Below are 24,140 nucleotides of genomic sequence, written 5' to 3' on the forward strand. Positions count from 1 at the left end.
CAAAGCTTGTGAACACCCCGGATCAAATGTGGGAGCGAGCTTGCTCGCGATGAGGCCATCCCTGACAAAGCATCAAGCCCTGAACTGCCCCAGGCTCGCCTTCAACTGCGCCGCCAGACCATCGAGCACCTTGCCGCTCGCCGTGGTCTCCACAACGGCTTGTGCCGCCTTCTCGGCCTGGGCATGAATGGTCTGGACCCGCCCCCGCACCGCCTGCGCGCCCTGCGCCTGATGCGCCGCGGCCTGAGTGGCCAGACCGATCGCCGCATGCACCTGCTCGACCGATGCCTGCACCGACTGCTGCAACCGCGCACTATCACGCAGCACCAGCAAACCCTCACTGGCCTGGCGCCCGGCCTGACCAATCGCCGCCACCGCCTCACGCGCACCTTGCTGCAACGCTACGATGTGCGCCTGGATATCGCCAGTGGAGCTCTGCGTCTTGCTCGCCAGCGCCCGCACCTCATCGGCCACCACCGCAAACCCGCGCCCCGTCTCACCGGCACGCGCCGCTTCGATGGCGGCGTTCAGCGCCAGCAGGTTGGTCTGCTCGGCGATGCCGTGAATCACCGTCAGCACCACTTCAATCTGCTCACTTTGCTGCGCCAGGCGCTCGATCACTTGCGCACCGGTGTTGACCTGCCCCGCCAGCTCCTCGATCAGGCTGCCGACTTTCGCCGAGGTCCGGGTGTTTTCATCGGTGGCCTGGCGAATGTCCACGACTTGCTTGAGCGCCGCCTGCATGGCGTGGCTTTCCGACTGCGCCTCATCAGCCATTTGCGACAGTGCGCGCAAACTCTCCGCCACCTCGTCGCGCTGCATGCCAGCCGCTGCGTCCGCACCAGCGTTGCGCAAGGTCATGGCGCCAATTTCCACGCCGGTGCGCTGGGCCACATCGCCCGCCTCGCGCACGATCGGCTGCAACTTGTCCACAAAGCGATTGACCGCCGAGGCCATGTCGCCGATTTCATCCTGGCTGTTGATCTGCACGCGCTTGGTCAGATCGCCCTCGCCCGCCGCCAGGTCATCCATGGCTACGATCAGCATTTTCAGGCGATTGACCACTCGGCGACCGAGCACCACCGCCAACAACAGCAGGACACCGAAACCCACCACCGCCAGACACACACCGATGCGCCAGCGCAATGTCGCAGCGGCTTCCTGCACCGTATTGGTGGTGTTGGCTTTCATTTCAGCCGCCGTGGACTGTGCTGACTGCAGACGCGAGCCCATGGCCGCGGCGCTGTCGGCTGCCGCGCCTTTGAGGCTGTCGCCCACCAACTGATCGCTGCTGGCGATCAGGGCCAAGAAGCGCTTGTCGAGAGCCGCGAGATCAGTCTCCACCGAAGCAGTCGAGACCCCCATCAGGACCTTGCCGATTTCCACGCCATTGGGATTGATCGAAGCCTCGACGTAGAAGACCGAAGGATCGCTCTTCGCCGCATCCAGCACCTTGTCCAGCGCACGCTCGCCCTGGCCTTTTTCCAGCAGCGCCTTGTTGATCGGGTTTTCCCGGTTGAGGTAGCGCGTCAGGTGCTGGCCGGTGGCGTCGTCATACACCACGAACAGCACATTGGGATTGCGTTGGGCCCGGCGGGCGAACTCGGAAAGTGTCGGAACGTCGTTGTCCCACATGGCGCGGGGCGCGACGGAAGCCAGAAGCTGCGCCATGTCGCTGGCGGAGTCCTTCAGGTCTTTTTCCAGCGTTGAGCGTAACTGCGCCTGTTCGTCCTTCAGTCGCGAGGACAAACCAGCTGTCAGGCGCTGACGCGTACTGGTGGAGAGGCTGTCGAGGCTCGACGTGACTTCGCGCCCCGCCTGCTCAAGCTCAGCGGAAAGCTTTTGACTGTCCGCACCCAGGCGCTGGCCCAAGTCGGCTTCCAGCGCGGTCACCGTGCTCCGGGTCAGAGCAACAGCTACCAGCACCTGCACCAAAAGGGCGATACCAAGGGTAACGAACACGGGCCGCAACAAACGGCTCTGTAACAACGAGAGAACGGCCGACATCTGAAATCCCTCTGCTTTGGCGCCATTAAATTGATAGCACGCCGGAAGCAATGCTTTTTTAATGTTCACAGCAAAGGTCATGCCGTCCTGCAGACAAATACGACAAAGGCCCCGATTAAGGAGCCTTTGTGTTTTACATCAACGACTTATCAAGCAAACGGATGGCGCAGAACGATGGTTTCGTTGCGGTCCGGGCCCGTCGAAATAATGTCGATCGGCGCACCGATCAGCTCTTCGACGCGCTTGATGTAAGCACGGGCGTTAGCTGGCAGCTCTTCCAGGGTTTTGGCACCCACGGTCGACTCGGTCCAGCCCGGTACTTCTTCGTACACAGGCTGCAGGCCCACGTAGCTGTCAGCGTCAGTCGGGGCAACGCCATTACCTTCCGCATCCTTGTAGCCGACGCAGATGTTGATTGTTTCCAGACCGTCGAGCACATCCAGCTTGGTCAGGCAGATGCCCGAGATGCTGTTCACATCGATAGCGCGACGCAGGATAACAGCGTCGAACCAGCCACAACGACGAGCGCGGCCGGTAGTCGCGCCGAACTCATGACCTTGTTTAGCCAGGTGCGCACCGACTTCGTCGAACAGCTCAGTCGGGAATGGACCTGAACCTACACGGGTGGTGTAAGCCTTGGTGATGCCCAGGATGTAGTCCAGGAACATAGGGCCAACACCCGAACCGGTAGCAACGCCGCCAGCGGTGGTGTTGGAGCTGGTCACGTACGGGTAGGTGCCGTGGTCGATGTCCAGCAACGAACCCTGGGCGCCTTCGAACATGATGTCTTTGCCTGCGCGACGCAGGTCGTGCAGCTCGGCAGTCACGTCCAGCATCAGCGGCTTGAGCAGCTCAGCGTATTCTTTGCATTCGGCCAGGGTCTTGTCGAATTCGATGGCTGGCTCTTTGTAGTAACCCACCAGCATGAAGTTGTGGTAATCCACCAGTTCACGCAGCTTGTCTTCAAAGCGCGGCATGTTAAGCAGGTCGCCCACACGCAGGCCACGACGTGCAACCTTGTCTTCGTAGGCCGGGCCGATGCCGCGACCGGTGGTACCGATCTTCAGCTCGCCACGGGCCTTTTCACGGGCCTGGTCCAGCGCAACGTGGAAGGACAGGATCAGCGGGCAGGAAGGGCTGATACGCAGGCGCTCGCGCACCGGAACGCCTTTTTCTTCCAGCTTGGTGATCTCGCGCAGCAAGGCGTCAGGTGCAACCACCACGCCGTTGCCGATCAGGCACTGCACGCCTTCGCGCAGTACACCCGACGGGATCAGGTGCAAGACGGTCTTCTCACCGTCGATCACCAGAGTGTGACCAGCGTTGTGGCCACCCTGGTAACGCACTACGGCGGCAGCATGTTCGGTCAGCAGATCAACGATCTTGCCTTTGCCCTCATCACCCCATTGGGTGCCCAGGACTACGACATTCTTACCCATAACACTTGTCCTCATTCGCGCAAACTTGGTGCCGGCGGCGGCCGGCAGGAAAACTCAAGAAGCCAGTGGCGAAACTTGCCAAAGCCCGTTCTGCTGAATCAATTGCCGGTCGCAGTCCGCTTCACGGGCGGCGGCCAAAGGTTGCCCAGGCAAGGCCTGAACGACACGCTGACCCTCACTGCGCAACTGGCAAACCTGCTGCCAGAGTGCTGCATCCGTACTGTCAGGCATCCAGATACCGCCAGACGGTAGCTCGATCTCAGCACGCCCCAGGGTCACCAGGGTTTTCAAATCGGTGGAAAAACCGGTCGCCGGACGGGCGCGACCGAAGTCGGCGCCGATGTCGTCGTAACGACCGCCCTGGGCAATGGACTGGCCAACACCCGGTACGAACACGGCGAACACCACACCGGTGTGGTAGTGGTAACCGCGCAACTCGCCCAGGTCGAAATACAGCGGCAGCTCAGGGAAACGCACGGACAGCCGTTCGGCAATCGCCAGCAAGTCGTCCAGCGCTGCCAGAACAGGGGCCGGAGCCTTGGCCAGGCGCTCGCGGGCCGCAGCCAGCACTTCACGATTGCCACACAGATCGACCAACGCCCGCAGCATGCCCGACAGATCGGCAGGCAAGCCCTCGGTCAAGGTAATGACCTCATCGATGGCCTTGCGTTGCAAAGCATCGAACAACTGTTGCTCGACTTCACCGGACAAACCGGCAGCGCGGGCCAGGCCACGGTAGATACCGACATGGCCGAGGTCCATGTGCACATCCGGCACATCGGCCAGTTGCAGCATGGCGAGCATCAGGCTGATGACTTCGACGTCGCTGCTTGGGCTGCCATCGCCGTACAACTCGGCACCTAGCTGAATCGGGCTGCGCGAGGACGACAGGGCACGAGGCTGAGCGTGCAGAACGCTACCGGCATAGCACAGGCGGCTTGGGCCTTCACGACGCAGGGTATGCGCATCGATGCGCGCCACTTGCGGCGTGATGTCGGCACGGAAACCCATCTGCCGGCCCGATTGCGGGTCGATGACCTTGAAGGTGCGCAGATCCAGGTCCTGGCCCGCGCCGGTCAGCAGGGATTCCAGGTACTCGATATGGGGAGTCACGACAAACTCGTAACCCCAGCTCTGGAACAGATCCAACACCTGACGGCGCGCGACTTCAATACGCGCAGCTTCCGGTGGCAGTACTTCTTCGATGCCATCTGGCAGAAGCCAGCGGTCTACCGTTGCCATTACGCCTTCCCCTATATCCGGGCGACCAGCCTGTCGGCGATCCTTGAGTGAAGCAGAAAATGATCGGCTTGTGCGCAAACCACGCGCATGAGCGACGGAGCGAAAAGCCCTTCTACCGGCTTCGCTGACCACTTTCCTCGAAAAACTGTCGAGCCCATCGGCCCGGCACCTGCTTAAAAACAGCAATCAAACATGCAGACGCAAAAAAGCCGGGAATTTCCCGGCTGCCGCATCATACACACGTTTTCCCAAAGGATCACCCCGCCAGAGGTTTTAGCCGCCCGGCGGGAGGATTCAGGTCAACGTCGTATCAAGGCTTGGCTTTTTCCAGGTAGTGGAAGAAGTCGCTGCTTGGGTCGAGGACCATGACGTCGGATTTGTTCGCGAAGCTTTCACGGTAGGCGCGCAGGCTACGATAGAACGCGTAGAACTCCTGATCCTGACCGTAGGCCTTGGAATAGATCGCAGCGGCCTGGGCATCACCATCACCACGAACCTCCTCGGATTCACGATAGGCTTCAGCCAGCAGCACGCGGCGTTGACGATCAGCGTCGGCTCGAATGCCTTCGGCCAGCTCGTTACCCTTGGCGCGGTGCTCGCGAGCTTCACGCTCACGCTCAGTGCTCATACGTTCGAACACGCTGCGGTTCACTTCTTTCGGCAGGTCGATGGTCTTGACCCGAACATCGACCACTTCGATGCCCAGTTCTTTTTCAGCCATCTTGTTCAGCGAAGCCGTGATATCCGCCATCAGCGCATCACGCTCACCCGACACCACTTCGTGCAAGGTGCGCTTACCGAACTGGTCACGCAGGCCCGATTCCAGACGACGGGACAGACGTTCGTCGGCGATCTGCTTGAGGCCGGAAGTCGCGGTGTAGTAACGCTCTGCGTCCTTCACGCGCCACTTGGCGTAGGCATCGACCATCACGGCTTTCTTTTCCAGCGTCAGGAAGCGTTGTGTCGGTGCATCCAGCGTCATCAGGCGTGCGTCGAATTTACGCACCTGGTTGACGTAAGGCACTTTCACATGCAGGCCTGGCTGAACATCGGTCTGGACCACGCGACCGAACTGCAGCAACACCGCACGCTCGGTCTGAGCCACGATGTAGAAGCAGTTCCAGGCAGCGATCGCCACGACGACGCCGACAATAAGGGCGATCAGCGATTTATTGCTCATCAGCGACTCTCCCTGGTACGTGCTTGCTGTTGCTGCAGATCTGCTGCCGCACGCGTATTCGCTTCATTGCTGGTGGCTGCCGCACCGCTCATTGGAGTGCTGGTATTGCGACCACTTTCGACCATTTTGTCCAGCGGCAGGTACAACAGGTTGCTCTGGCCGTTCTTGTTGCCGGTCACGAGAACCTTGCTGGTGTTGCTGAAGACTTCCTGCATGGTGTCCAGGTACAGACGCTGGCGGGTGACTTCAGGAGCCTTGCGGTACTCGGCGACCAGTTTGGTGAAGCGATCGGCCTCACCCTTGGCGCGCGAGACGGTTTCATCTCGGTAACCATTGGCATCCTCGAGGATGCGCTGGGCCTGACCACGGGCTTCCGGCACGACGCCGTTGGCATAGGTTTCRGCCTGGTTGCGCGAACGCTGCTCGTCTTCMCGGGCACGGATCACGTCATCGAAGGCTTCCTGGACTTCGCGCGGCGCCGCTGCGCTCTGAACGTTGACCTGGGTAACGGTGATACCGGTGCGGTAGGTGTCCATGAAGCGTTGCAGACGCTCCTTGATCTCGCTGGCCATCAACTCACGACCTTCGGTCAGGACCTGGTCCATCGCGGTGGAACCCACCACATGGCGCAAGGCGCTGTCGGTCGCGTGCTGCAGGCTGATTTCCGGCTGATCGACGCTCAGCACGAAGTCCTGCAGGTTGCTGATCTTGTACTGCACGGTCAGCGGCACTTCGACGATGTTCTCGTCTTCAGTCAGCATCTGGCCCTGCTTGGTGTAGGCACGCTCACGCGTGACGTTTTCCATGTACTTCTTGTCGATCGGCGGGAAGTAGATGTTCAGGCCCGGACCCACGGTTTCGTAGTACTTGCCGAAGCGCAGCACCACTGCCTGCTCCTGCTCGTCGACAACATAGACCGCGCTGTACAGCCAAACGGCGGCCAACACGACCAGACCGATACCGAGCAGGCCGCCAAAGCCGCCACTCTTGCCCGGACCACCGCCGTCGTCGCCACCACGTTTCTTACCGCCACCGAACAAACCGTTCAGGCTTTCCTGCAGCTTTCGGAAGGCCTCGTCGAGATCCGGTGGCCCCTTGCGGTCGCCGTTGTTACGACGCTTGCCACCCCAAGGATCCTGATTATTCGAGTTGCCACCCGGCTCATTCCAAGCCATAGCGCTCTCCATCTGATAAAGCAAAGACGCACCCACGGCGCGCCGACCAATGCTACAGAATGCCTGTCACCACGGCACAACCGCTTTCCCAGGCTTTTATTGCAAAGTGTGTTGCTCGATGAACTCCATCGGCTGCAATCCCTCGCGGCTTACCAGTCGATTCAACTCGACCCGGGGCAAACGAACGGCCAGCAAACTGATGCCTTCTTCGTCGTGTTCTTCTTTCTGCACCGCACCGAGTTCGAAGAACTGCGCACGCAGTCGAGCGAATCGTTGCGGCAAGCGCAAGGTACCGACAAACAATTCACTGCCCAGTAACTCGGCAATGGCTTGCTCAAGCAATTCCAGACCACTGCCATCACGCGCCGACAGCCAGACCCGTTGGGGCTTGCCGTTTTCGTCGCGCTGGATTTGTGGCTCAACGCCTTCAAGCAAATCGAGTTTGTTATAGACCTCGAGGATCGGCAAGTCCTGAGCACCAATCTCGCCGAGCACCACCATTACCTGCTCGATCTGCAACATGCGATCTGGTTCGGCCGCATCGATCACGTGCAACAACAGATCGGAGTTGCTCGACTCTTCGAGGGTAGACCGAAATGCTTCGACCAGCTTGTGGGGCAAGTGGCGAATGAAACCCACAGTGTCCGCCAGGACAATCGGCCCCAGATCGTCTATATCCAGACGACGCAGGGTCGGGTCCAGCGTGGCAAACAATTGGTCAGCTGCGTAGACGTCGGATTTCGTCACGTTATTGAAGAGCGTGGATTTACCGGCGTTGGTGTACCCCACCAGAGACACGGTAGGAATATCCGCACGCGATCGGCCACGGCGCGACTGTTCTCGCTGGCTGCGCACTTTCTCCAGCCGACCCTTGATCTGCCGCAGGCGAACCCGCAGCAAACGGCGGTCGGTTTCCAGCTGGGTTTCACCCGGGCCACGCATACCGATACCGCCACCCTGGCGCTCAAGGTGAGTCCAGCCACGAACCAGCCGGGTGCTCATGTGGTCAAGCTGGGCCAGTTCGACCTGGAGCTTGCCTTCATGGGTACGGGCGCGCTGGGCGAAAATATCGAGAATCAGACCGGTACGGTCGATCACGCGACACTCGAAAACACGTTCGAGGTTACGTTCCTGACTGGGTGTGAGGATGTGATTGAAAATCACCAGATCGGCCTGTTCGGCTTTGACCAGGTCGCGCAGTTCCTCGACCTTGCCACTGCCAATCAGGGTCTTGGCGGTTGGCCGATGACGCGGCACGTTAAAAAACGCGACGGTCTCGGCACCCGCCGAGTTAGCCAATTCCTGAAACTCCTGCGGATCTTCGCGCGCCTCAGGGTCCTGTCCATCCAAGTGAACGAGGATTACTCGCTCACCACCACCGTGGCGCTCAAAGAACAAAGGAGACTCCTATCAGGCGTTACCTGGCTCAGCGTCACCTGCTTCGGATTCGGTTGCGCTAGGCAGACGAATTGGACGAACCGGCACCACTGTAGAGATAGCGTGTTTGTAGACCATTTGGCTGACGGTGTTTTTCAGCAGGATAACGAACTGGTCGAAAGACTCGATCGTGCCTTGCAGTTTGATACCGTTGACCAGGTAGATGGACACCCCAACTTTCTCTTTACGTAACGTATTCAAGTAAGGGTCTTGTAGCGAATGCCCTTTTGACATGTGCCGCACTCCTTTAAGGATTCAATATAAAAATAGGTAAACAGATGGCTTTGGCCGTCACACCCCCAAGGATAGACGGCAATTGCAAGGACTCAGCTCAATATGGAGACGGTCCCCAGGTATTTCAAGGCGCGCGGCAGATTGTCGCAATCCAGACTGTCCAGCCAATGCAGATCAGTCCAACTGCGCAGCCAGGTGAACTGGCGTTTCGCCAATTGGCGCGTGGCAATGATTCCACGCTCCTGCATCTCGGCTGACGTCAGCTTGCCATCCAGGTAGTCCCAGACTTGGCGGTAGCCTACTGCACGTATAGACGGCATCCCGGCATGCAGGTCACCTCTATTACGCAGGGCTACGACCTCGTCAATGAATCCCTGTTCCAACATTAAAGTGAATCTTTGTTTAATTCGCTCGTGTAGTACCTGACGATTTGCCGGAGCAATGGCCAAGTTCGCGACAGTATAGGGCAATTGTTGGCGTCCCGAAGCGGCTGCTTCAGTACTTTGCGCACTTTGTTGCAAACGCAGGGCAGTCATGCTCTGACCGCTGACACGATAAACTTCCAGTGCTCGACTCAATCGCTGGGGATCGTTCGGATGAATCCGCGCCGCGGAAACCGGATCAATGACCGCCAACTGGTCGTGCAAGGCTTGCCAGCCAAGGCGTGCAGCCTCTTCTTCGATCTGCGCGCGGACGTCGGGATCGGCCGCCGGCATATCTGCCAGACCTTCAACCAAAGCCTTGTAATAGAGCATGGTGCCGCCCACCAGCAGCGGAATTTTTCCGCGCGCGGTGATATCGGCCATGGCTTCCAGGGCGTCACGGCGGAAATCCGCTGCCGAATAGCTCTCGGCCGGGTCGAGAATATCGATCAGACGATGCGGATACTGCGCCAGCAGCTCTTTGGAAGGCTTGGCGGTGCCAATGTCCATGCCACGGTAGACCAGCGCCGAATCGACGCTGATCAACTCGCACGGCAGGACCTTGGTGAGTTCGATGGCCAGATCGGTCTTGCCGGCGGCGGTCGGGCCCATCAGGAAAATCGCAGGTGGGAACTGGCTCATCAACGACCGCGCAAGAAGAGTTTGTCCAGATCGTCCAGGCCCAGCTGGGTCCAGGTCGGTCGGCCATGGTTGCATTGACCGCTGCGCTCGGTGCTTTCCATGTCACGCAGCAGAGCGTTCATTTCCGGCAGGGCCAAACGCCGATTTGCACGAACCGCACCGTGGCAGGCCATGGTCCCGAGCAATTCGTTCAGGTGCGCCTGAATGCGGTCGCTGGTGCCGAACTCCATCAGGTCGGCCAGGACGTCGGCGACCAACCGGTTGGCTTCCGCCTGCTTGAGCAGCGCCGGAATCTGCCGGATCGCCAGAGTTTCCGGGCCCAGACGCTGCAATTCAAAGCCCAGACGCTGGAACCAGGCAACATGCTCCTCGGCGCAATCGGCTTCACGCTGACTGACGGCCAGGGACTCCGGCACCAGCAACGGCTGGCCGCTCAGGCCCTCGCTGGCCATCGCCACCTTCAGACGCTCATACATGATCCGCTCGTGGGCGGCATGCATGTCCACCAGCACCAAGCCCTGGGCATTTTCCGAAAGAATGTAGATGCCCTTGAGTTGTGCCAGTGCATAACCGAGCGGCGGGACGTCGTCCTGCCCGGCCGGTAGCGCAACGGCATTGGCCTCGGGCAGCGGCGCAAAGAACTCGCGATAGGCGGCCTGCGCTTCGGTGACAGGCACACCGGACTGCGGACGCGGCGTGTATTGATACTGATAACCCGCGCCAGCTCCCGAACCCGCCGGCGTATTGAACGACGGCTGAGCCTGAGGCTGTTCCAGCAGCGCATTGGCGGCCAGGCGCATTTCGCCCTGGGGCCCGAATTCACCGGCTTCGAGACCGGTAGGCCGGACGATGGCCGTGGCAACTGGCGCCGCCAGATGATCGTCCGGCCGCACATCGCCCAAGGCACGGTGCAAGGTGCCATAGAGAAAATCGTGAACCATGCGTCCTTCACGGAAGCGCACTTCGTGCTTGGTCGGGTGCACGTTGACGTCCACACCGGTCGGATCGACTTCGAAAAACAGCACGAAGGTCGGGTGCCGACCATTGAACAGCACGTCGCGATAAGCCTGGCGCACAGCGTGGGCCACCAGTTTGTCGCGCACGGCACGGCCATTGACGAAGAAATACTGCAAGTCGGCCTGGCTGCGGTTGAAGGTCGGCAGCCCGACCCAACCCCATAGATGCAGGCCGTTGCGCTCGATCTCGATCGGCAGCGCCTGCTCCAGGAAGCCCGGCCCGCAGATCGCTGCCACGCGCCGGGCACGGGCCGCATCATCATGGGCCTCGTGCAGGCTGAGGATGGTCTTGCCGTTGTGGCGCAGATGGAACGCCACATCGAAGCGCGCCAGGGCCAGGCGCCTGATCACTTCTTGCAGGTGATCGAATTCGGTTTTTTCAGTCTTGAGAAATTTGCGCCGCGCCGGCGTATTGAAGAACAGGTCGCGCACTTCAACCGATGTGCCCACCGGATGGGCCGCGGGCTGCACGCGAGGCGCCATGTCCCGGCCTTCGGTCTCGACCTGCCAGGCCTGATCGGCGTCGCGGGTGCGCGAGGTCAGGGTCAGGCGCGCCACGGAGCTGATCGATGCCAGGGCCTCACCGCGAAACCCCAGGCTCATGACCTGCTCGAGGTCTTCCAGGTTGCGGATTTTGCTGGTGGCGTGACGGGCCAGGGCCAGCGGCAGGTCATCGGCGGAAATGCCGCTGCCATCGTCGCGCACCCGCAGCAGCTTGACGCCGCCCTGCTCCACATCGACGTCGATGCGTTTAGCGCCGGAGTCGAGGCTGTTTTCCAGCAGTTCCTTGATCACCGAAGCCGGGCGTTCGACCACCTCACCCGCGGCAATCTGGTTCGCCAGTCGCGGGCTGAGCAGCTCGATGCGAGCGCTGTTGTTCACGACTTGATTCATTCTTTGGCCGCCAGTTCAGTGCCCGGAATAGTCAGGTGCTGACCGATCTTGAGCTCATCGCTCGACAGGTTGTTGGCGCTGCGCAGGGTGGCGGGCGACACTTGATAGCGCACGGCGATCATCGCCAGGGTCTCGCCCGGGTTGACGCGGTGGTCACGTGGACCTTGCACAATCTTGCCGGAGTCGCGCAGCCAGGCAATGTAAGTGCCCGGCGGCGGGTTCTGCTGGAAGAACTGGCGCACGCCGCTGCTGATCGAACGCGCCAGCGCCTGCTGGTGGCTGGACGCAGCAAGCTTCGAGGCTTCGTCAGCGTTGGAGATAAACCCGGTTTCCACCAGGATCGACGGAATATCCGGCGACTTCAGCACCATGAACCCGGCCTGCTCGACCCGCTGCTTGTGCAGGGGCGTAACCCGGCCAATGTTGCTCAACACCTTCTGGCCAACGTTCAGGCTGGACGTCAGGGATGCGGTCATCGACAGGTCGAGCAGCACGCCAGCGAGCATGCGGTCCTTGTCATCGAGGCTGACGTTGCCGGCACCACCGATCAGGTCGGAACGGTTTTCGCTGTCGGCCAGCCAACGGGCCGTCTCCGAAGTCGCGCCGCGATCAGACAGGGCAAATACCGAAGCACCGAAAGCGGCGGCAGAAGGCGCGGCATCGGCATGAATCGAGACGAACAGGTCGGCGCCTTTCTTGCGGGCAATTTCGGTACGGCCGCGCAACGGAATGAAGTAGTCACCGGTACGGGTCAGTTCGGCGCGGAAGCCTTTCATGCCGTTGACCTGCCGTTGCAATTCACGGGCGATGGCCAGTACTACGTCTTTTTCACGCTGACCGCGAGAACCCGAAGCCCCCGGGTCTTCGCCACCGTGACCGGCGTCGATCACCACAATGATATCGCGCTTGCCGGCCGGGGCCGGTGGCAACTTGATCGCCGGTTCCGCAGGTGTGACCGGCACGGCGGGCACCGTGGCGACCGACGGTGTTGGCGCTGGAGGAGGAGCGGCATCCGCGGCGTTATCGAACAGATCGACCACCAACCGGTTGCCGTACTGGGCGTTCGGCGCCAGGGAGAAGCTCTTCGGCGTTACCGCCCTTTTCAGATCGATAACCACCCGTAGGTCGGTCGGCGTGCGTTGAGCCGAGCGCATGGCGGTAATCGGGGTGTTCGAGGTGTTGACGTTGAGCGGCGCACCGAGGGTCGCGCCATTGATGTCGATGACCAGGCGATCCGGAGCCGTCAGGGTAAAGACGCTGTGTTGCACCGGGCCGGTCAGGTCAAACACCAGTCGTGTGTTGTCCGGTGCCCGCCACAGACGAACACTGTTGACCTTCGAATCGGCCACAGCGTCGACGGTCACCGCCAAAAACAACACCCCTACGGCAGCCACCAACGCGCGAAAGCGCATACCTAACCCCATCATCTATTTGGATTCCAATGCCAAAGCGGCACACCAGGCCTCGCCACGCGAGCCCTGGGATAAAATTTTCAGCGAACGCCCGCTGTCTTGCGGGCTAATGGTAATGGTCAGGTCGGGCTTTGGCAAAAAGCCTGCACCTTTGTCGGGCCACTCGATCAGACACAGGGCATCGTCTTCGAAGTAGTCGCGGATACCGAGGAACTCCAGTTCCTCCGGATCGACCAGACGGTACAAATCGAAATGGAAGGCGCGAATGTCGCCGATCTCGTAGGGCTCAACCAGGGTGAAGGTCGGGCTTTTGACTGCCCCGACATGCCCCAGGCCGCGAATGATGCCTCGGGACAACGTGGTTTTGCCCATCCCCAGGTTGCCCTCGAGGAAGATCAGGCCATGGCCTTGGGTGATTCGGGCAATGCGTGCGCCAAAGTCGCTCATGGCCTGCTCATCAGCCAGGTACAGGGTTACTTCAGACACGGTGCTTGCTCCTCCAACAACTGACGAATGGCTGGAATCAGATCACTGGCCGCCAGCCCACGGCCCAATTTTCCTTGTTGCTCGCCGGCATTGGCATGCAGCCAGACCGCCAGGCAGGCTGCGTCAAATGGCTCCATGCCCTGGGCCAGCAATGCGCCGATCAACCCGGCCAACACATCGCCCAAACCGGCGGTGGCCATGGCCGGGTGCCCCTGATGACACAGCGCCAGACGCCCATCGGGATGGGCGATCAGGCTGCCGGCACCTTTTAAGACGACGACAGCTGTATATTTTTTGCTCAATGCATGGGCCGCTGCCGGTCGATCGGCTTGAACCTGTAGCGTACTCATTCCAAGCAAACGCGCCGCCTCGCCCGGATGCGGGGTGATCACGCAATCCTTGGGCAAACTCACACGCTCCTCGGCCAACAGGTTCAGCGCATCGGCGTCCCAGACTTGCGGCAGCGGTGCGTTGGCGGCGGCCGACAACAAGCTGCGCCCCCAACCCGCCTGCCCCAGCCCCGGACCGACAACCAACACGGAAACTTTTTGCAGCAAAACCATCAACTGATTGGCCGACGAAGTGCCCAGCACCATCGCCTCGGGGATCCGCGCCAGCGCGGCGGACACGTGTTCGCTGCGAGTCGCCACCGACACCATGCCCGCCCCGCTACGCAGCGCACTTTGCGCGCTCAGCAGGATCGCGCCACCCAACCCGCGATCACCACCGATCAGCAGCACATGGCCGAATCGGCCTTTATGGGAGGTCGGGGTCCGGGGCGCTGGACGCGGAAGGTTAGCGGCCGTCAGACGACGAGCGGTGAACGCCGCGCCACCAATCAACTGCGAATCGGCGTGCAAGTCATTGAACACCAGTTCGCCGACCACATCCGCCGCATCACCGGTGAACAACCCCACCTTCAAGCCAATGAACGTGACCGTCAGGTCGGCATGCACGGCATGACCAAGGATGCGGCCCGTATCAGTGCACAACCCTGACGGAATATCCACTGCCGCAACCGGCAGTCCGCTGGCATTGATCGCGGCGATGGCGCTGGCATACGGCTCACGCACATCGCCGCTCAGGCCGGTACCAAGCAAAGCATCCAGCACAATACCGCGCAATCCGGATTGTGCCGTCCAGGGCTCGATGAGCACGTTTTCAGACACCGCCTCGGCATGGGCCAACGCCGCATCACCCTGCAAGCGCTGCGGATCCCCCACCGCCAGCACCCGCACCGACCAACCGGCACGCTGGGCCAACACAGCCACCAGATACCCGTCCCCGGCATTGTTGCCATGACCGGCCAGCACGCTCAATTCGCTCGCTGTCGGCCATTGCCGCACCAGCGCCCGCCACGTCGCCCGCGCCGCGCGCTGCATCAATTCGAAGCCCGCTGCGCCGGCGGCGATCAGGCTCGCGTCGAGTGCTCGCACCTGGGCGGCGCTATACAGCGCGTCGGGTAATTCATCTTTAGTGTGCGGCATGCGTCTTCGGGCTCCGATGTCTGGCAGAATTATACGCACCTCAGCTCCGGTTTCTCTCGTCTCATGCCCGCTATTACCACAGACCTGCCCGCCCTCGCCCAATCCATCAAGGACTGGGGCCGCGAGCTGGGCTTCCAGCAAGTCGGCATCAGCGGCCTCGACCTGGCCGAGCATGAGCAGCACCTGGAACGCTGGCTCGAAGCCGGCTACCACGGCGAAATGGACTACATGGGCGCCCACGGCAGCAAACGCTCGCACCCCGAAGAGCTGGTGCCGGGCACTTTGCGCGTGGTTTCGCTGCGCATGGACTACCTGGCCGGCGACACCCAAATGGCGAAAGTGTTGGCCAAACCGGAAAAAGCCTACGTCTCCCGTTATGCCCTGGGTCGCGATTACCACAAGCTGATCCGCAAACGCGTGCAACAACTGGCGGAAAAAATTCAGGCCGAGATCGGCCCGTTTGGGTATCGCGCCTTCGTCGACAGCGCGCCGGTGCTGGAAAAAGCCATCGCCGAACAGGCGGGGCTTGGATGGATCGGCAAAAATACCCTGGTCTTGAATCGCAAGGCAGGCAGTTATTTCTTCCTCGCCGAACTGTTCGTCGACTTGCCGCTGCCGGTCGACCCGCCCCACGCCACCGAACACTGCGGGAGGTGCAGCGCCTGCCTCGACATTTGCCCGACCAACGCCTTCGTCGGCCCCTATGTGCTGGATGCCCGACGCTGCATTTCCTACCTGACCATCGAACTCAAAGGCGCCATCCCTGAAGACCTGCGGCCACTGATCGGCAATCGTGTGTTTGGTTGCGATGACTGCCAGATCGTCTGCCCATGGAACCGCTTCGCCCGCCCGTCCGGGGAAAGCGACTTCAAGCCGCGGCACAATCTGGACAATGCCGGGCTGGCGGAACTGTTCATGTGGGATGAAGACAAATTCCTGAGAAGCACCGAAGGCTCGCCGCTGCGCCGGACCGGTTACGAAAACTGGTTGCGCAACCTGGCGGTGGGGTTGGGCAATGCGCCTTCAACGATTCCGGTGCTGGAAGCGCTGAAGGCGCGACGGCAGCATCCTTCGGAACTGGTGCGTGAGCATGTCGAATGGGCGTTGCGGCAACACGCCGAACGTCAGGCTTCGTCGTTGTAGACGAACTTGGGCATTTCCCAATGAAAACGGATTGCCAGCAAGCGCAGCAGAAAACCGCCGAACAAGGTGATCAGAATCGATTGCTCATCGGGTAATTGCAGATAGATGCAGAGCATGTAGCACCACGCCGACGCAAACGAGACGCTGGCATAGAGCTCACGCCGGAAGATCAGCGGAATATCGTTGCAGAAAATGTCCCGCAGGATGCCACCGAAGACGCCGGTAATCACGCCGCTGACCGAGGCCACCAACATGCCGTGGCCCATTTCCAGGGCGGTGATGCAGCCGATCAGGGTGAACGCCACCAGCCCCATGGCATCGAGCACCAGAAACAGTGAACGCAGATGGCGCATCCAGCGCGCCGTGAACACTGTGATCATGGCGGCAGCCGTGGTCAGCACCAGGTATTCCGGGTGTTTGACCCACGTCAGCGGGTAATGCCCGAGCAGCACATCACGCACCGACCCGCCCCCCAGCGCCGTGACGCAAGCGATCAGCACCACACCGAACCAGTCCATGCCACGACGCCCTGCAGACAGGGCGCCGGTCATGGCTTCGGTGGTGATGGCGATCAGGTAGAGCATCAGCAGCATGGTGGCGATCCTTGCAAAAAGGCGCGCAGTCTACTCAGTTCACCAAAGCCTACAACCCCCTGTAGGAGCTGCCGCATGAGCGTGGACACGTCGAGGTTGCGGTAGTGGAAATAGCTTTCCAAAGATTTCATGTGGGTATAAAGGAAGCGACGGTCCTGGCAGATGCTGTTGCCGCAGATCGGCGACTTGCCCTTCGGCACCCACTTTTCCAGGAAGGCGATGGTTTCGGCTTCGGCTTCGGCCATGCTGATGCGGCTGTCGCGAACCCGTTGGGTCAGCCCGGAACCGCCGTGCTGACGGGTGTTCCACTCATCCATGCCAGCGAGGATTTCGTCGCTGTGGTGAATGGCGATCACCGGACCTTCGGCCAGGGTGTTCAGGTCACTGTCGGTGACGATGGTGGCCATTTCGATGATGACGTCGGTGTCCGGGTTCAGACCGGTCATTTCCAGGTCGATCCAGATCAGGTTCTGTGGGTTTTGCATGTTTGGCTCCTAGGCAATGCTGCGCAGTTTAGCCTAGGCCGGTAGCCGGGCGTGCTAAACTCGCGGCCGTTTTACCTAATCGCTGCATTCTTTATACGGAACACCCATGGCCAAACGCCAACTCAATCGTCGTCAAAACTGGCGCATCGAAAAGATTCAGGGCGAACGCGCTGCCCGCGCCGCCAAACGCGAGTCCTCGGCTGTCGAGGCGCTTGAGGGCGGCGATCTGGGCCCGGAACAGCACGGTCTGGTGATCGCTCACTTCGGCGTGCAGGTCGAAGTCGAGGCCCGCGACGGCGAACTGGCCGGCCAGGTATTCCGTTGTCACCTGCGCGCCAACCTGCCGGCGCTGGTGACCGGCGATCAGGTGGTCTGGCGCGCCGGCAACCAGGGTATCGGCGTGATCGTGGCGCAACTGCCGCGCAACACCGAGCTGTGTCGCCCGGACAGCCGTGGTCAGCTCAAGCCGGTTGCGGCGAACGTCGACATGATCGTCATCGTGTTTGCACCGCTGCCCGAGCCCCACGCCAACCTGATCGACCGCTATCTGGTGGCGGCCGAGCATGCGGGCATCAAGCCTCTGTTGCTGCTGAACAAATTCGACCTGATCGACGACAACAACGCACCAGCGCTGAATGCCTTGCTCGCGGTTTACCGCACCCTCGGCTATCCGGTGCTGGAAGTGTCGGCGCACCACGGCAACGGCATGGAGCAGTTGCAGAAGCAACTCGACGGACGCATCAGCGTGTTCGTCGGCCAGTCTGGTGTCGGCAAATCGTCGCTGGTCAATAGCCTGCTGCCGGAAGTCGAAGCCCGTGTCGGCCCGTTGTCCGAACTGTCCGGCCAGGGCACCCACACCACCACTACCGCGCGGTTGTTCCACTTCCCCGGCGGCGGCGAGTTGATCGACTCCCCGGGCATCCGCGAGTTCGGCCTGGGCCATGTCAGCCGTGCCGATGTCGAAGCCGGCTTCATCGAGTTCAACGACCTGCTTGGCACCTGCCGCTTCCGTGACTGCAAGCATGATCGCGAACCCGGCTGCGCCCTGCTCAAGGCCCTTGAAGACGGCCGCGTGCAGCAGCAACGGATGAACAGCTACCGCTCGATCATCGCCAGCCTGCCGGAAAACGGCTACTAAACAGACATGCCGACCGCCCTGCCTTCAGCGGGGCGGCCGGCGGCTGGATCTTCCCCTGCTTAAATATCAGACCTTTCTGTAAGGCGCGCGCACGCTCGCTTGTAGGGCATTTCTCTTTCCGCGCCGACACCTTGTGGCCGCCCTGTATTCACCTAAGTTCAAACCCTCTTCGCACTCCTGCGACACCGAGGGACACCCATGCAAACCTACCATCTATTCATCAGCCACTCGTGGAACTACCCCGACGCCCACGACAATTTCGTGCGCCTGCTCAACGCCAAGCCCGGTTTCACCTACAAGAATTTTTCGGTGCCACCGGACAACCCGATTGTCGGCGCGAAAACCGACAAACAACTTGAGGAGGCCATCGAAAACAAGATTCGCCCGTGTTCGGCGGTATTGATCATGGCCGGGATGTACTCCACCTACAGCAAGTGGATCAATAAGGAAATCGAGATCGCCAAGCGCATGGGCAAGGTGATCATTGCTATCAAGCCGTTCGGTGCCGAGCGCATTTCCACGGTGGTACGTGACGCGGCACATGCCGAATGTGCGTGGAACACCAACAGCATCATCGATGCGATTCGCCAGCATACGGCGGTGTAACCATGCGCAAGGGACTGTTTATCGGCATCAACGACTACACCCATGTATCGCGCCTGAGCGGTTGCAGCAATGACGCCATGGCCATGGCGTCCGTTTTGAAGACCGATGCCAATGGCGATCCGAACTTCAAGAACATCGTACTGACCTCCGCCGAGGACTACCTGAGCCGGGAAAAACTCGAAGACCAGATCCGCGAGCTGTTTGCCGGGGACTGCAACGTCGCGCTGCTGTATTTCGCCGGCCACGGCAGCTTCGATACCGACACCGACGAAGGCATGTTGATCCCGCAGGACTACAAGAGCGCCAAGGACGGGATTCGCCTCAGCGACATCCTCAACTGGGCGAGCAAGGCCACGAAGATCAAGAACAAAGTGATCATTCTCGATTGTTGCCAGAGCGGCTCGGCCGGCGAACTGCGCGCCTTGCGCAGTGAAGGCAGCGTGGTCGGCGAAGGCATGACCATCCTGACCGCCTGCAAAAAGGAAGAGCCGGCGATGGAGGGCGTGCAGCACGGCGTGTTCACCGGATTGCTGCTCCAGGCCCTGCACGGTGGTGCAGCGAACATCCTGGGCAAGATCACTCCCGGCAGCCTTTATTCGTTTGTCGACAATGCCCTCGACGCCTGGGAACAGCGTCCGGTGTTCAAGACCAACGTCTCGCAGTTCATTTCCCTGCGCGAAGTGTCGCCGCTGATCCCCAAGGAAATCCTGCGCAAACTCCCCGAATGGTTTGCCGAAGCGGAGTCGGTGTACCCCCTCGCCTCCAGCTTTGAGCCCACCGAACCCGAGTTCAACCCGGAACACGGCGAAGTCTTCGCCCAACTGCAAAAGTGCAACCGCCACAGCCTGGTCGAACCGGTGGACGCCGAACACATGTACTACGCCGCCATCCACGCCACCGGCTGCCGCCTCACCGCCCTCGGCGCCTATTACCGCGAACTCGCGATCAAGGGACATTTCTGATGCCAGTGTTTATCAGCTACCGCCACATGGATCGTGCCCACGCGGTCAAAATCAACGGGCGCCTGATCCAGGCCAATATCAAGACCTACCTCGACGTACTGGATATCGAATCCCAGACCACCGATGACATCACCGGGGTGATCACCCGCAACATCAGCGAATGCACGCACCTGCTGGCGGTGGTGTCGGAGAAAACCGCGCTGTCCTGGTGGGTGCCGTTCGAAATCGGCGAGGCGACTATCACTAATCGGCGTATCTGCTCGTTCAAGACCGGCCCGACAGAGCTGCCGCTGTACCTCGATAAATGGCCGAAGCTGATCAGCGACCGGGACATCGAGTTCTTTATCGATGCCTATCGCAACGAAGCGACACTCAAGCGCTCGATGTCGCTGGAATCGGTGACAGGTAGCGAGTCGGTGCGCAGCGTCAACAAATCCAATGCGGATCGCTTTCACGCCGATCTCAAATCCCGAATCACCCGCGGTTTTTAACGTAGAAAACGCCGACAAAAAAGCCGACATCGCTGTCGGCTTTTTTGTCGGTCACTGCTTGGGCGGCTCACCCGGTTTCGGTGCCGGATCATCGAACAGGTTCAGACGCTCGCGCAGTTCGTGGGCCGGCAGCGGTTCCTTGTCCGCCGGCAACGCGTTCGGATCGACCGGTGCAGCCGGTGTGGCGCCTGGTGCAGCCGAACCTTGCGGAACATCAGGCGTAGGCTCCGCCCCTTGCGAACCTTCGATCGCACGCTGGGCTTTCTTCGTCAGCACCACGATGTCGATACGGCGGTTCACCGGATTGAACGGATGCTCGCGATCGAACAGGGCCGACGAGGCATAACCGACCACGCGCGCCACCTGCGCATCCGGATAGCTGCCCGCCACCAGCGCACGCCGAGCGGCGTTGGCACGGTTGGCCGAAAGCTCCCAGTTACCGAAGTCACCCGTGCCAGTGTACGGCTTGGCATCGGTGTGGCCGCTGATGCTGATCTTGTTCGGCACCGCTTTGATGGTGTCGGCCATGGCCAGCAGGATGTCTTCGAAATACGGTTTCAGACGGGCTGAACCCGAGTCGAACATCGGGCGGTTTTCCGCGTCCATGATCTGGATACGCAGGCCGTCCGGCGTGATTTCGAACAGGATCTGATCCTTGAACTTCTGCAGCTGCGGGTTTTCTTCGACCTTGTTCTGCAGCTCTTGCAGCAACAGCTCGAGGCGCTCCTTTTCGACCTGCTCGGCCATGCCTTCGACCTGGTCGGTATCGATGGTGACCTTGTCCGGCTGCGGCTGGGACTTCACTTCAGGGTTGAGGGTGTTTTCCGGCGCCAGGGTCGGCGTGCCGCCCAGATCGATGATGTACGGCGTACCGCTTTCGGAAAAGCCGATCGGGTCCTTGAAGTAACCGGCGATGGCAATCTTCTGTTCCGGCGTGGCGGTGGACAGCAGCCACAACACCAGAAAGAACGCCATCATCGCCGTGGCGAAGTCGGCGAAGGCGATTTTCCAGGCGCCCCCGTGGTGCCCGCCGGCGATGCGCTTGACGCGCTTGATGATTATCGGCTGATTGTTTTCCATAACTTAACGACCGCGAACCGCTTGTTCCAGCTCGGCGAAGCTTGGACGGTGCGCCGGGTACAGGACCTTGCGCCCGAACTCCACGGCCAGCGATGGCGGCATGCCGGAAGCCGAAGCCACCAACGAGGCCTTGATGGCTTCGTAGACGTTCAGTTCTTCCTTGGCATCGTGGGCCAGGGAATGGGCCAGAGGGCCGAAGAAGCCGTAGGCGGCGAGAATACCGAAGAAGGTACCCACCAGTGCCGCACCCACGTGCAGGCCAATGGACTTCTGATCGCCCTCACCCAGCGAAGCCATGGTCACCACGATCCCCAGTACCGCCGCGACGATACCGAAACCGGGCATGGCGTCAGCAATGCCGTTTACGGCGTGGGATGGGTGTTCCAGGTCTTCCTTGAGGCTGAACAGCTCCATGTCGAACAGGCCTTCCAGCTCGTGGGGAGCCATGTTGCCGGAGGACATGATGCGCAGGTAATCGCAGATGAACGCGGTCATGCGCTCGTCCTTGAGGACCGTCGGGTACTTGGCGAAGATCGGGCTCGCGGCGGCATCTTCGATGTCGCCTTCGATGGCCATCATGCCTTCGCGGCGGCTCTTGTTGAGGATCTCGTAGATCAGGCCCAGCACTTCAAGGTAGAAGCCGTGATTGAAACGCGAGCCGAACATGCTCAGGGACTTCTTGAGCACGTGCATCGTCATGTAGCCGGGGTTGGCCTGCAAGAATGCACCAAGGGCGGCGCCACCGATGATCATGACCTCGAAAGGCTGAATCAAGGCGGCAATCTTGCCGTGGGAAAGCACGTATCCGCCGAGCACGCTCGCGAATACGACGATGATGCCGATAATTTTAGCCATAGGTTAGGAGAGCACTTACTGAGTCGGGTTCAAGGTCATATTCGGAAGTTAAAAAATCTCTTCTTCTCCTTATCGGCAAAACTGCGCCAGACTATAGCCAGTTCAGGCGAAAAACTGATTTGACCCCATCCGGGCACAGGTAATGTTGACGATGATCGCCTCCCACCATGGTTAACGAAACGAACGTTCCAACCCCGAAACCGACCACTCTCGAAGGCTGGGTCAAGCTTCTCGATGGCGTACGCCTGCCGGTTCCGCAAGCCAGTCACGACCGGGTCTGCAAGGCCATCCGTGACAATCGCAGCTCGCTGCGCGACATCGCTGACTTGATGCAAGGCAGTCCGGCCCTGGCCTTGAGCGTGATTCGCGAAGCCAACCGGCATACCCATGGCAGCATGACCGAACCTGCGGAAAACCTTGAAATTGCAATCAACCGCCTCGGCTTGAAGCGCACGGAAGAACTGCTCGCGCGCCTGCCCGCCGAACCCCGGTCCGAGATCCCCAAAGCCTTGCGTCAGCTGCAGATGATCAGCCAGCACGCCACGCAACAGGCCAACGGTTTTTTCGCCAGCCGCCTGGCGCGGCTGTGGCAGGACATCCACTGGGGCAGCCTGCTGTTTCTTTCGCCCCTGTGGCCGTTGGCGCTGACCCATCCAAAACTGCTCGAAGAATGGGAGTTGCGGGTCATCCACAAAGGCGAGTCCGCATGCAAAGTCGAAAAGCAATTGCTTGGCGTACGCCTGCTGGAGATCGGCCAGGCGATGGTGGAGATCTGGCGCTTGCCGATCTGGGTGCAGCAGGGCTATCGACTGCTGCTCACTGAACAGCGGGAACTGGTGAAAGTCCTGCGCATCGCCCGTGACAGCGAGCATCCACTGCGCCAGCAGAACCGTCTCGATGACGACCCGACCCTGCGCCGCTGGCTCAATCAACCGGCCAATACGGTATTGCTGGCCAATGGGCTGGCACTGTCGGCGCAACACGCCTGGGACAGCCCGCACAGTGAGCGCTGGCAATTCCTGACCAGCCTTTACCTGCAAATGCCGATGGACGAGGTGCAACAGCAACTGCACCAGCAAGCTGCCAACAGCGCACGCCAACACGCCATGCCCGACCTCTGGCACCCCGCCGAATCACTGATCTGGCCGTGGGGCATGAATCGTATCCACGCCGGGCTGCTGCCGGCATCGGCACCCACCGCCGAAGACCTGGCGAAGTGGCGCAAGCAATGTGCCGAATTGCTGGCCGAGCCGAGTCGCTTCACCAACGCCATGCACCTGACCATCGCCGCCCGGGACGCCCTCGCAGCCTGCGGCATGCGTCGGGTGATGATCCTGATGGCCGACCGCACCCAAGCCAACCTGCGCGCGCACCAGACGGCCGGTCTGCCGAAGGAAGCGGCCGGGTTGAACTTCGTGGTCAGCCAGAGCAACGTGTTGCAACGCCTGCTCGCGCAACAGGCCCAGGTGCGCCTGACTCCAGCCAACAACGCGCAATTCTCGGCGCTGCTGCCCAACAGCCTGCGTTCGCAGTTCAGCGGCGAACACCTGCTGCTACGCTCGCTGGCCAATAATGGCCGGGTGATCATGATCGTCGTGGCGGACCAGGGCGGCGGACCGTTTTCGGAAATTTCCGTACAGGCCTTCGGCAAAACCGCGCAGTGCATCGAGAAAGCCCTGCACAGCTTTAGCCACCGTGGCCAATAAGCTGCGCT

At 60.8% G+C, this 24,140-nt stretch carries 21 protein-coding genes and 1 pseudogene; 6 read left to right on the plus strand and 16 right to left on the minus strand.

Annotated elements, in window-relative coordinates; genetic code table 11:
- Positions 1-72 precede the first annotated feature (72 nt).
- The 12 genes from AC1DXW_RS18040 to AC1DXW_RS18095 form a co-directional block, all read right to left on the minus strand.
- Entirely contained in the window at positions 73-2,007 is a 1,935-nt protein-coding gene (locus tag AC1DXW_RS18040) for a methyl-accepting chemotaxis protein (protein WP_477753170.1), read from the minus strand.
- A gap of 149 nt (positions 2,008-2,156) precedes the next feature.
- Positions 2,157-3,446, minus strand: a complete 1,290-nt coding sequence (locus AC1DXW_RS18045) for an adenylosuccinate synthase (RefSeq protein WP_477753169.1) — start codon at positions 3,444-3,446, stop codon at positions 2,157-2,159.
- A gap of 54 nt (positions 3,447-3,500) precedes the next feature.
- On the minus strand, positions 3,501-4,688 hold the full coding sequence (locus AC1DXW_RS18050; RefSeq protein WP_477753168.1) for an ATP phosphoribosyltransferase regulatory subunit: 1,188 nt from the start codon (positions 4,686-4,688) through the stop codon (positions 3,501-3,503).
- A 310-nt stretch (positions 4,689-4,998) separates the two neighbouring features.
- The gene (hflC, locus tag AC1DXW_RS18055) at positions 4,999-5,868 is read right to left on the minus strand and encodes a protease modulator HflC (protein ID WP_007973264.1); all 870 of its coding nucleotides are present in this window, start codon (positions 5,866-5,868) and stop codon (positions 4,999-5,001) included.
- A complete protein-coding gene (gene hflK / locus AC1DXW_RS18060; RefSeq protein ID WP_477753167.1) occupies positions 5,868-7,043 on the minus strand; it encodes an FtsH protease activity modulator HflK in 1,176 nt (391 codons plus the stop codon). The genes hflC and hflK overlap by 1 nt, the downstream gene beginning before the upstream one ends.
- A 96-nt stretch (positions 7,044-7,139) precedes the next feature.
- Positions 7,140-8,441 (minus strand): ribosome rescue GTPase HflX, encoded by a 1,302-nt coding sequence (gene hflX, locus AC1DXW_RS18065; RefSeq protein WP_046039823.1) that lies wholly within the window; start codon positions 8,439-8,441, stop codon positions 7,140-7,142.
- Between the two features lie 12 nt (positions 8,442-8,453).
- Complete coding sequence (gene hfq / locus AC1DXW_RS18070) at positions 8,454-8,714, minus strand: RNA chaperone Hfq (RefSeq protein WP_007902656.1); 261 nt, start codon at positions 8,712-8,714, stop codon at positions 8,454-8,456.
- Between the two features lie 92 nt (positions 8,715-8,806).
- On the minus strand, positions 8,807-9,778 hold the full coding sequence (gene miaA, locus AC1DXW_RS18075) for a tRNA (adenosine(37)-N6)-dimethylallyltransferase MiaA (protein ID WP_477753166.1): 972 nt from the start codon (positions 9,776-9,778) through the stop codon (positions 8,807-8,809).
- A complete protein-coding gene (gene mutL, locus AC1DXW_RS18080; protein WP_477760286.1) occupies positions 9,778-11,688 on the minus strand; it encodes a DNA mismatch repair endonuclease MutL in 1,911 nt (636 codons plus the stop codon). Before mutL ends, miaA begins: the two co-directional genes overlap by 1 nt.
- A complete protein-coding gene (locus AC1DXW_RS18085; protein ID WP_477754993.1) occupies positions 11,685-13,115 on the minus strand; it encodes an N-acetylmuramoyl-L-alanine amidase in 1,431 nt (476 codons plus the stop codon). The genes mutL and AC1DXW_RS18085 overlap by 4 nt, the downstream gene beginning before the upstream one ends.
- On the minus strand, positions 13,116-13,586 hold the full coding sequence (tsaE, locus tag AC1DXW_RS18090; RefSeq protein ID WP_007973252.1) for a tRNA (adenosine(37)-N6)-threonylcarbamoyltransferase complex ATPase subunit type 1 TsaE: 471 nt from the start codon (positions 13,584-13,586) through the stop codon (positions 13,116-13,118).
- Positions 13,574-15,073, minus strand: coding sequence for an NAD(P)H-hydrate dehydratase (locus AC1DXW_RS18095; RefSeq protein WP_477754992.1), 1,500 nt, complete (start codon positions 15,071-15,073; stop codon positions 13,574-13,576). The genes tsaE and AC1DXW_RS18095 overlap by 13 nt, the downstream gene beginning before the upstream one ends.
- A gap of 63 nt (positions 15,074-15,136) precedes the next feature.
- Between AC1DXW_RS18095 and queG the strand changes: the two genes are divergently transcribed.
- Positions 15,137-16,216: a tRNA epoxyqueuosine(34) reductase QueG gene (gene queG, locus AC1DXW_RS18100; RefSeq protein WP_477754991.1), complete on the plus strand. Its 1,080-nt coding sequence runs from the start codon at positions 15,137-15,139 to the stop codon at positions 16,214-16,216.
- Here the strand turns inward: queG and AC1DXW_RS18105 are convergent.
- Both AC1DXW_RS18105 and orn read right to left on the minus strand, forming a co-directional pair.
- The gene (locus tag AC1DXW_RS18105) at positions 16,198-16,809 is read right to left on the minus strand and encodes a trimeric intracellular cation channel family protein (protein WP_477754990.1); all 612 of its coding nucleotides are present in this window, start codon (positions 16,807-16,809) and stop codon (positions 16,198-16,200) included. The genes queG and AC1DXW_RS18105 overlap by 19 nt on opposite strands.
- A gap of 77 nt (positions 16,810-16,886) precedes the next feature.
- Positions 16,887-17,294, minus strand: a pseudogene (gene orn, locus AC1DXW_RS18110) (oligoribonuclease); the annotation flags it as partial.
- 106 nt (positions 17,295-17,400) lie between these two features.
- Here orn and rsgA point away from each other — a divergent pair.
- The 4 genes from rsgA to AC1DXW_RS18130 all read left to right on the plus strand — a co-directional run bounded on the left by rsgA (position 17,401) and on the right by AC1DXW_RS18130 (position 20,491).
- Complete coding sequence (gene rsgA / locus AC1DXW_RS18115) at positions 17,401-18,432, plus strand: small ribosomal subunit biogenesis GTPase RsgA (RefSeq protein ID WP_477754989.1); 1,032 nt, start codon at positions 17,401-17,403, stop codon at positions 18,430-18,432.
- A 198-nt stretch (positions 18,433-18,630) separates the two neighbouring features.
- Complete coding sequence (locus AC1DXW_RS18120; RefSeq protein ID WP_477754988.1) at positions 18,631-19,038, plus strand: TIR domain-containing protein; 408 nt, start codon at positions 18,631-18,633, stop codon at positions 19,036-19,038.
- 2 nt (positions 19,039-19,040) lie between these two features.
- Positions 19,041-20,000, plus strand: a complete 960-nt coding sequence (locus AC1DXW_RS18125; RefSeq protein WP_477754987.1) for a caspase family protein — start codon at positions 19,041-19,043, stop codon at positions 19,998-20,000.
- Positions 20,000-20,491, plus strand: coding sequence for a toll/interleukin-1 receptor domain-containing protein (locus AC1DXW_RS18130; protein WP_477754986.1), 492 nt, complete (start codon positions 20,000-20,002; stop codon positions 20,489-20,491). The genes AC1DXW_RS18125 and AC1DXW_RS18130 overlap by 1 nt, the downstream gene beginning before the upstream one ends.
- 51 nt (positions 20,492-20,542) lie before the next feature.
- Here the strand turns inward: AC1DXW_RS18130 and motB are convergent, their stop codons facing one another.
- Together motB and motA are read right to left on the minus strand one after the other, a co-directional pair.
- Positions 20,543-21,571: a flagellar motor protein MotB gene (gene motB / locus AC1DXW_RS18135; protein WP_477754985.1), complete on the minus strand. Its 1,029-nt coding sequence runs from the start codon at positions 21,569-21,571 to the stop codon at positions 20,543-20,545.
- A 3-nt stretch (positions 21,572-21,574) separates the two neighbouring features.
- Complete coding sequence (motA, locus tag AC1DXW_RS18140) at positions 21,575-22,426, minus strand: flagellar motor stator protein MotA (RefSeq protein WP_150754807.1); 852 nt, start codon at positions 22,424-22,426, stop codon at positions 21,575-21,577.
- 167 nt (positions 22,427-22,593) lie between these two features.
- On the opposite strand from motA, the gene AC1DXW_RS18145 reads away from it, so the two are divergent.
- Positions 22,594-24,132 (plus strand): HDOD domain-containing protein, encoded by a 1,539-nt coding sequence (locus AC1DXW_RS18145; protein ID WP_477754984.1) that lies wholly within the window; start codon positions 22,594-22,596, stop codon positions 24,130-24,132.
- The last annotated feature ends 8 nt before the right edge of the window (positions 24,133-24,140 follow it).

The organism is Pseudomonas sp. P4_C4, from assembly GCF_056402055.1.

What these genes read in the sequence shown, in the direction of transcription:
- AC1DXW_RS18040 (WP_477753170.1), bottom strand. Translation starts at nt 2,007, where the DNA reads ATGTCGGCCGTTCTCTCGTTGTTACAGAGCCGTTTGTTGCGGCCCGTG.
- AC1DXW_RS18045 (WP_477753169.1), bottom strand. Translation starts at nt 3,446, where the DNA reads ATGGGTAAGAATGTCGTAGTCCTGGGCACCCAATGGGGTGATGAGGGC.
- AC1DXW_RS18050 (WP_477753168.1), bottom strand. Translation starts at nt 4,688, where the DNA reads ATGGCAACGGTAGACCGCTGGCTTCTGCCAGATGGCATCGAAGAAGTA.
- hflC (WP_007973264.1), bottom strand. Translation starts at nt 5,868, where the DNA reads ATGAGCAATAAATCGCTGATCGCCCTTATTGTCGGCGTCGTCGTGGCG.
- hfq (WP_007902656.1), bottom strand. Translation starts at nt 8,714, where the DNA reads ATGTCAAAAGGGCATTCGCTACAAGACCCTTACTTGAATACGTTACGT.
- miaA (WP_477753166.1), bottom strand. Translation starts at nt 9,778, where the DNA reads ATGAGCCAGTTCCCACCTGCGATTTTCCTGATGGGCCCGACCGCCGCC.
- mutL (WP_477760286.1), bottom strand. Translation starts at nt 11,688, where the DNA reads ATGAATCAAGTCGTGAACAACAGCGCTCGCATCGAGCTGCTCAGCCCG.
- AC1DXW_RS18085 (WP_477754993.1), bottom strand. Translation starts at nt 13,115, where the DNA reads ATGATGGGGTTAGGTATGCGCTTTCGCGCGTTGGTGGCTGCCGTAGGG.
- AC1DXW_RS18095 (WP_477754992.1), bottom strand. Translation starts at nt 15,073, where the DNA reads ATGCCGCACACTAAAGATGAATTACCCGACGCGCTGTATAGCGCCGCC.
- queG (WP_477754991.1), top strand. Translation starts at nt 15,137, where the DNA reads ATGCCCGCTATTACCACAGACCTGCCCGCCCTCGCCCAATCCATCAAG.
- AC1DXW_RS18105 (WP_477754990.1), bottom strand. Translation starts at nt 16,809, where the DNA reads ATGCTGCTGATGCTCTACCTGATCGCCATCACCACCGAAGCCATGACC.
- rsgA (WP_477754989.1), top strand. Translation starts at nt 17,401, where the DNA reads ATGGCCAAACGCCAACTCAATCGTCGTCAAAACTGGCGCATCGAAAAG.
- AC1DXW_RS18120 (WP_477754988.1), top strand. Translation starts at nt 18,631, where the DNA reads ATGCAAACCTACCATCTATTCATCAGCCACTCGTGGAACTACCCCGAC.
- AC1DXW_RS18125 (WP_477754987.1), top strand. Translation starts at nt 19,041, where the DNA reads ATGCGCAAGGGACTGTTTATCGGCATCAACGACTACACCCATGTATCG.
- AC1DXW_RS18130 (WP_477754986.1), top strand. Translation starts at nt 20,000, where the DNA reads ATGCCAGTGTTTATCAGCTACCGCCACATGGATCGTGCCCACGCGGTC.
- motB (WP_477754985.1), bottom strand. Translation starts at nt 21,571, where the DNA reads ATGGAAAACAATCAGCCGATAATCATCAAGCGCGTCAAGCGCATCGCC.
- motA (WP_150754807.1), bottom strand. Translation starts at nt 22,426, where the DNA reads ATGGCTAAAATTATCGGCATCATCGTCGTATTCGCGAGCGTGCTCGGC.
- AC1DXW_RS18145 (WP_477754984.1), top strand. Translation starts at nt 22,594, where the DNA reads ATGGTTAACGAAACGAACGTTCCAACCCCGAAACCGACCACTCTCGAA.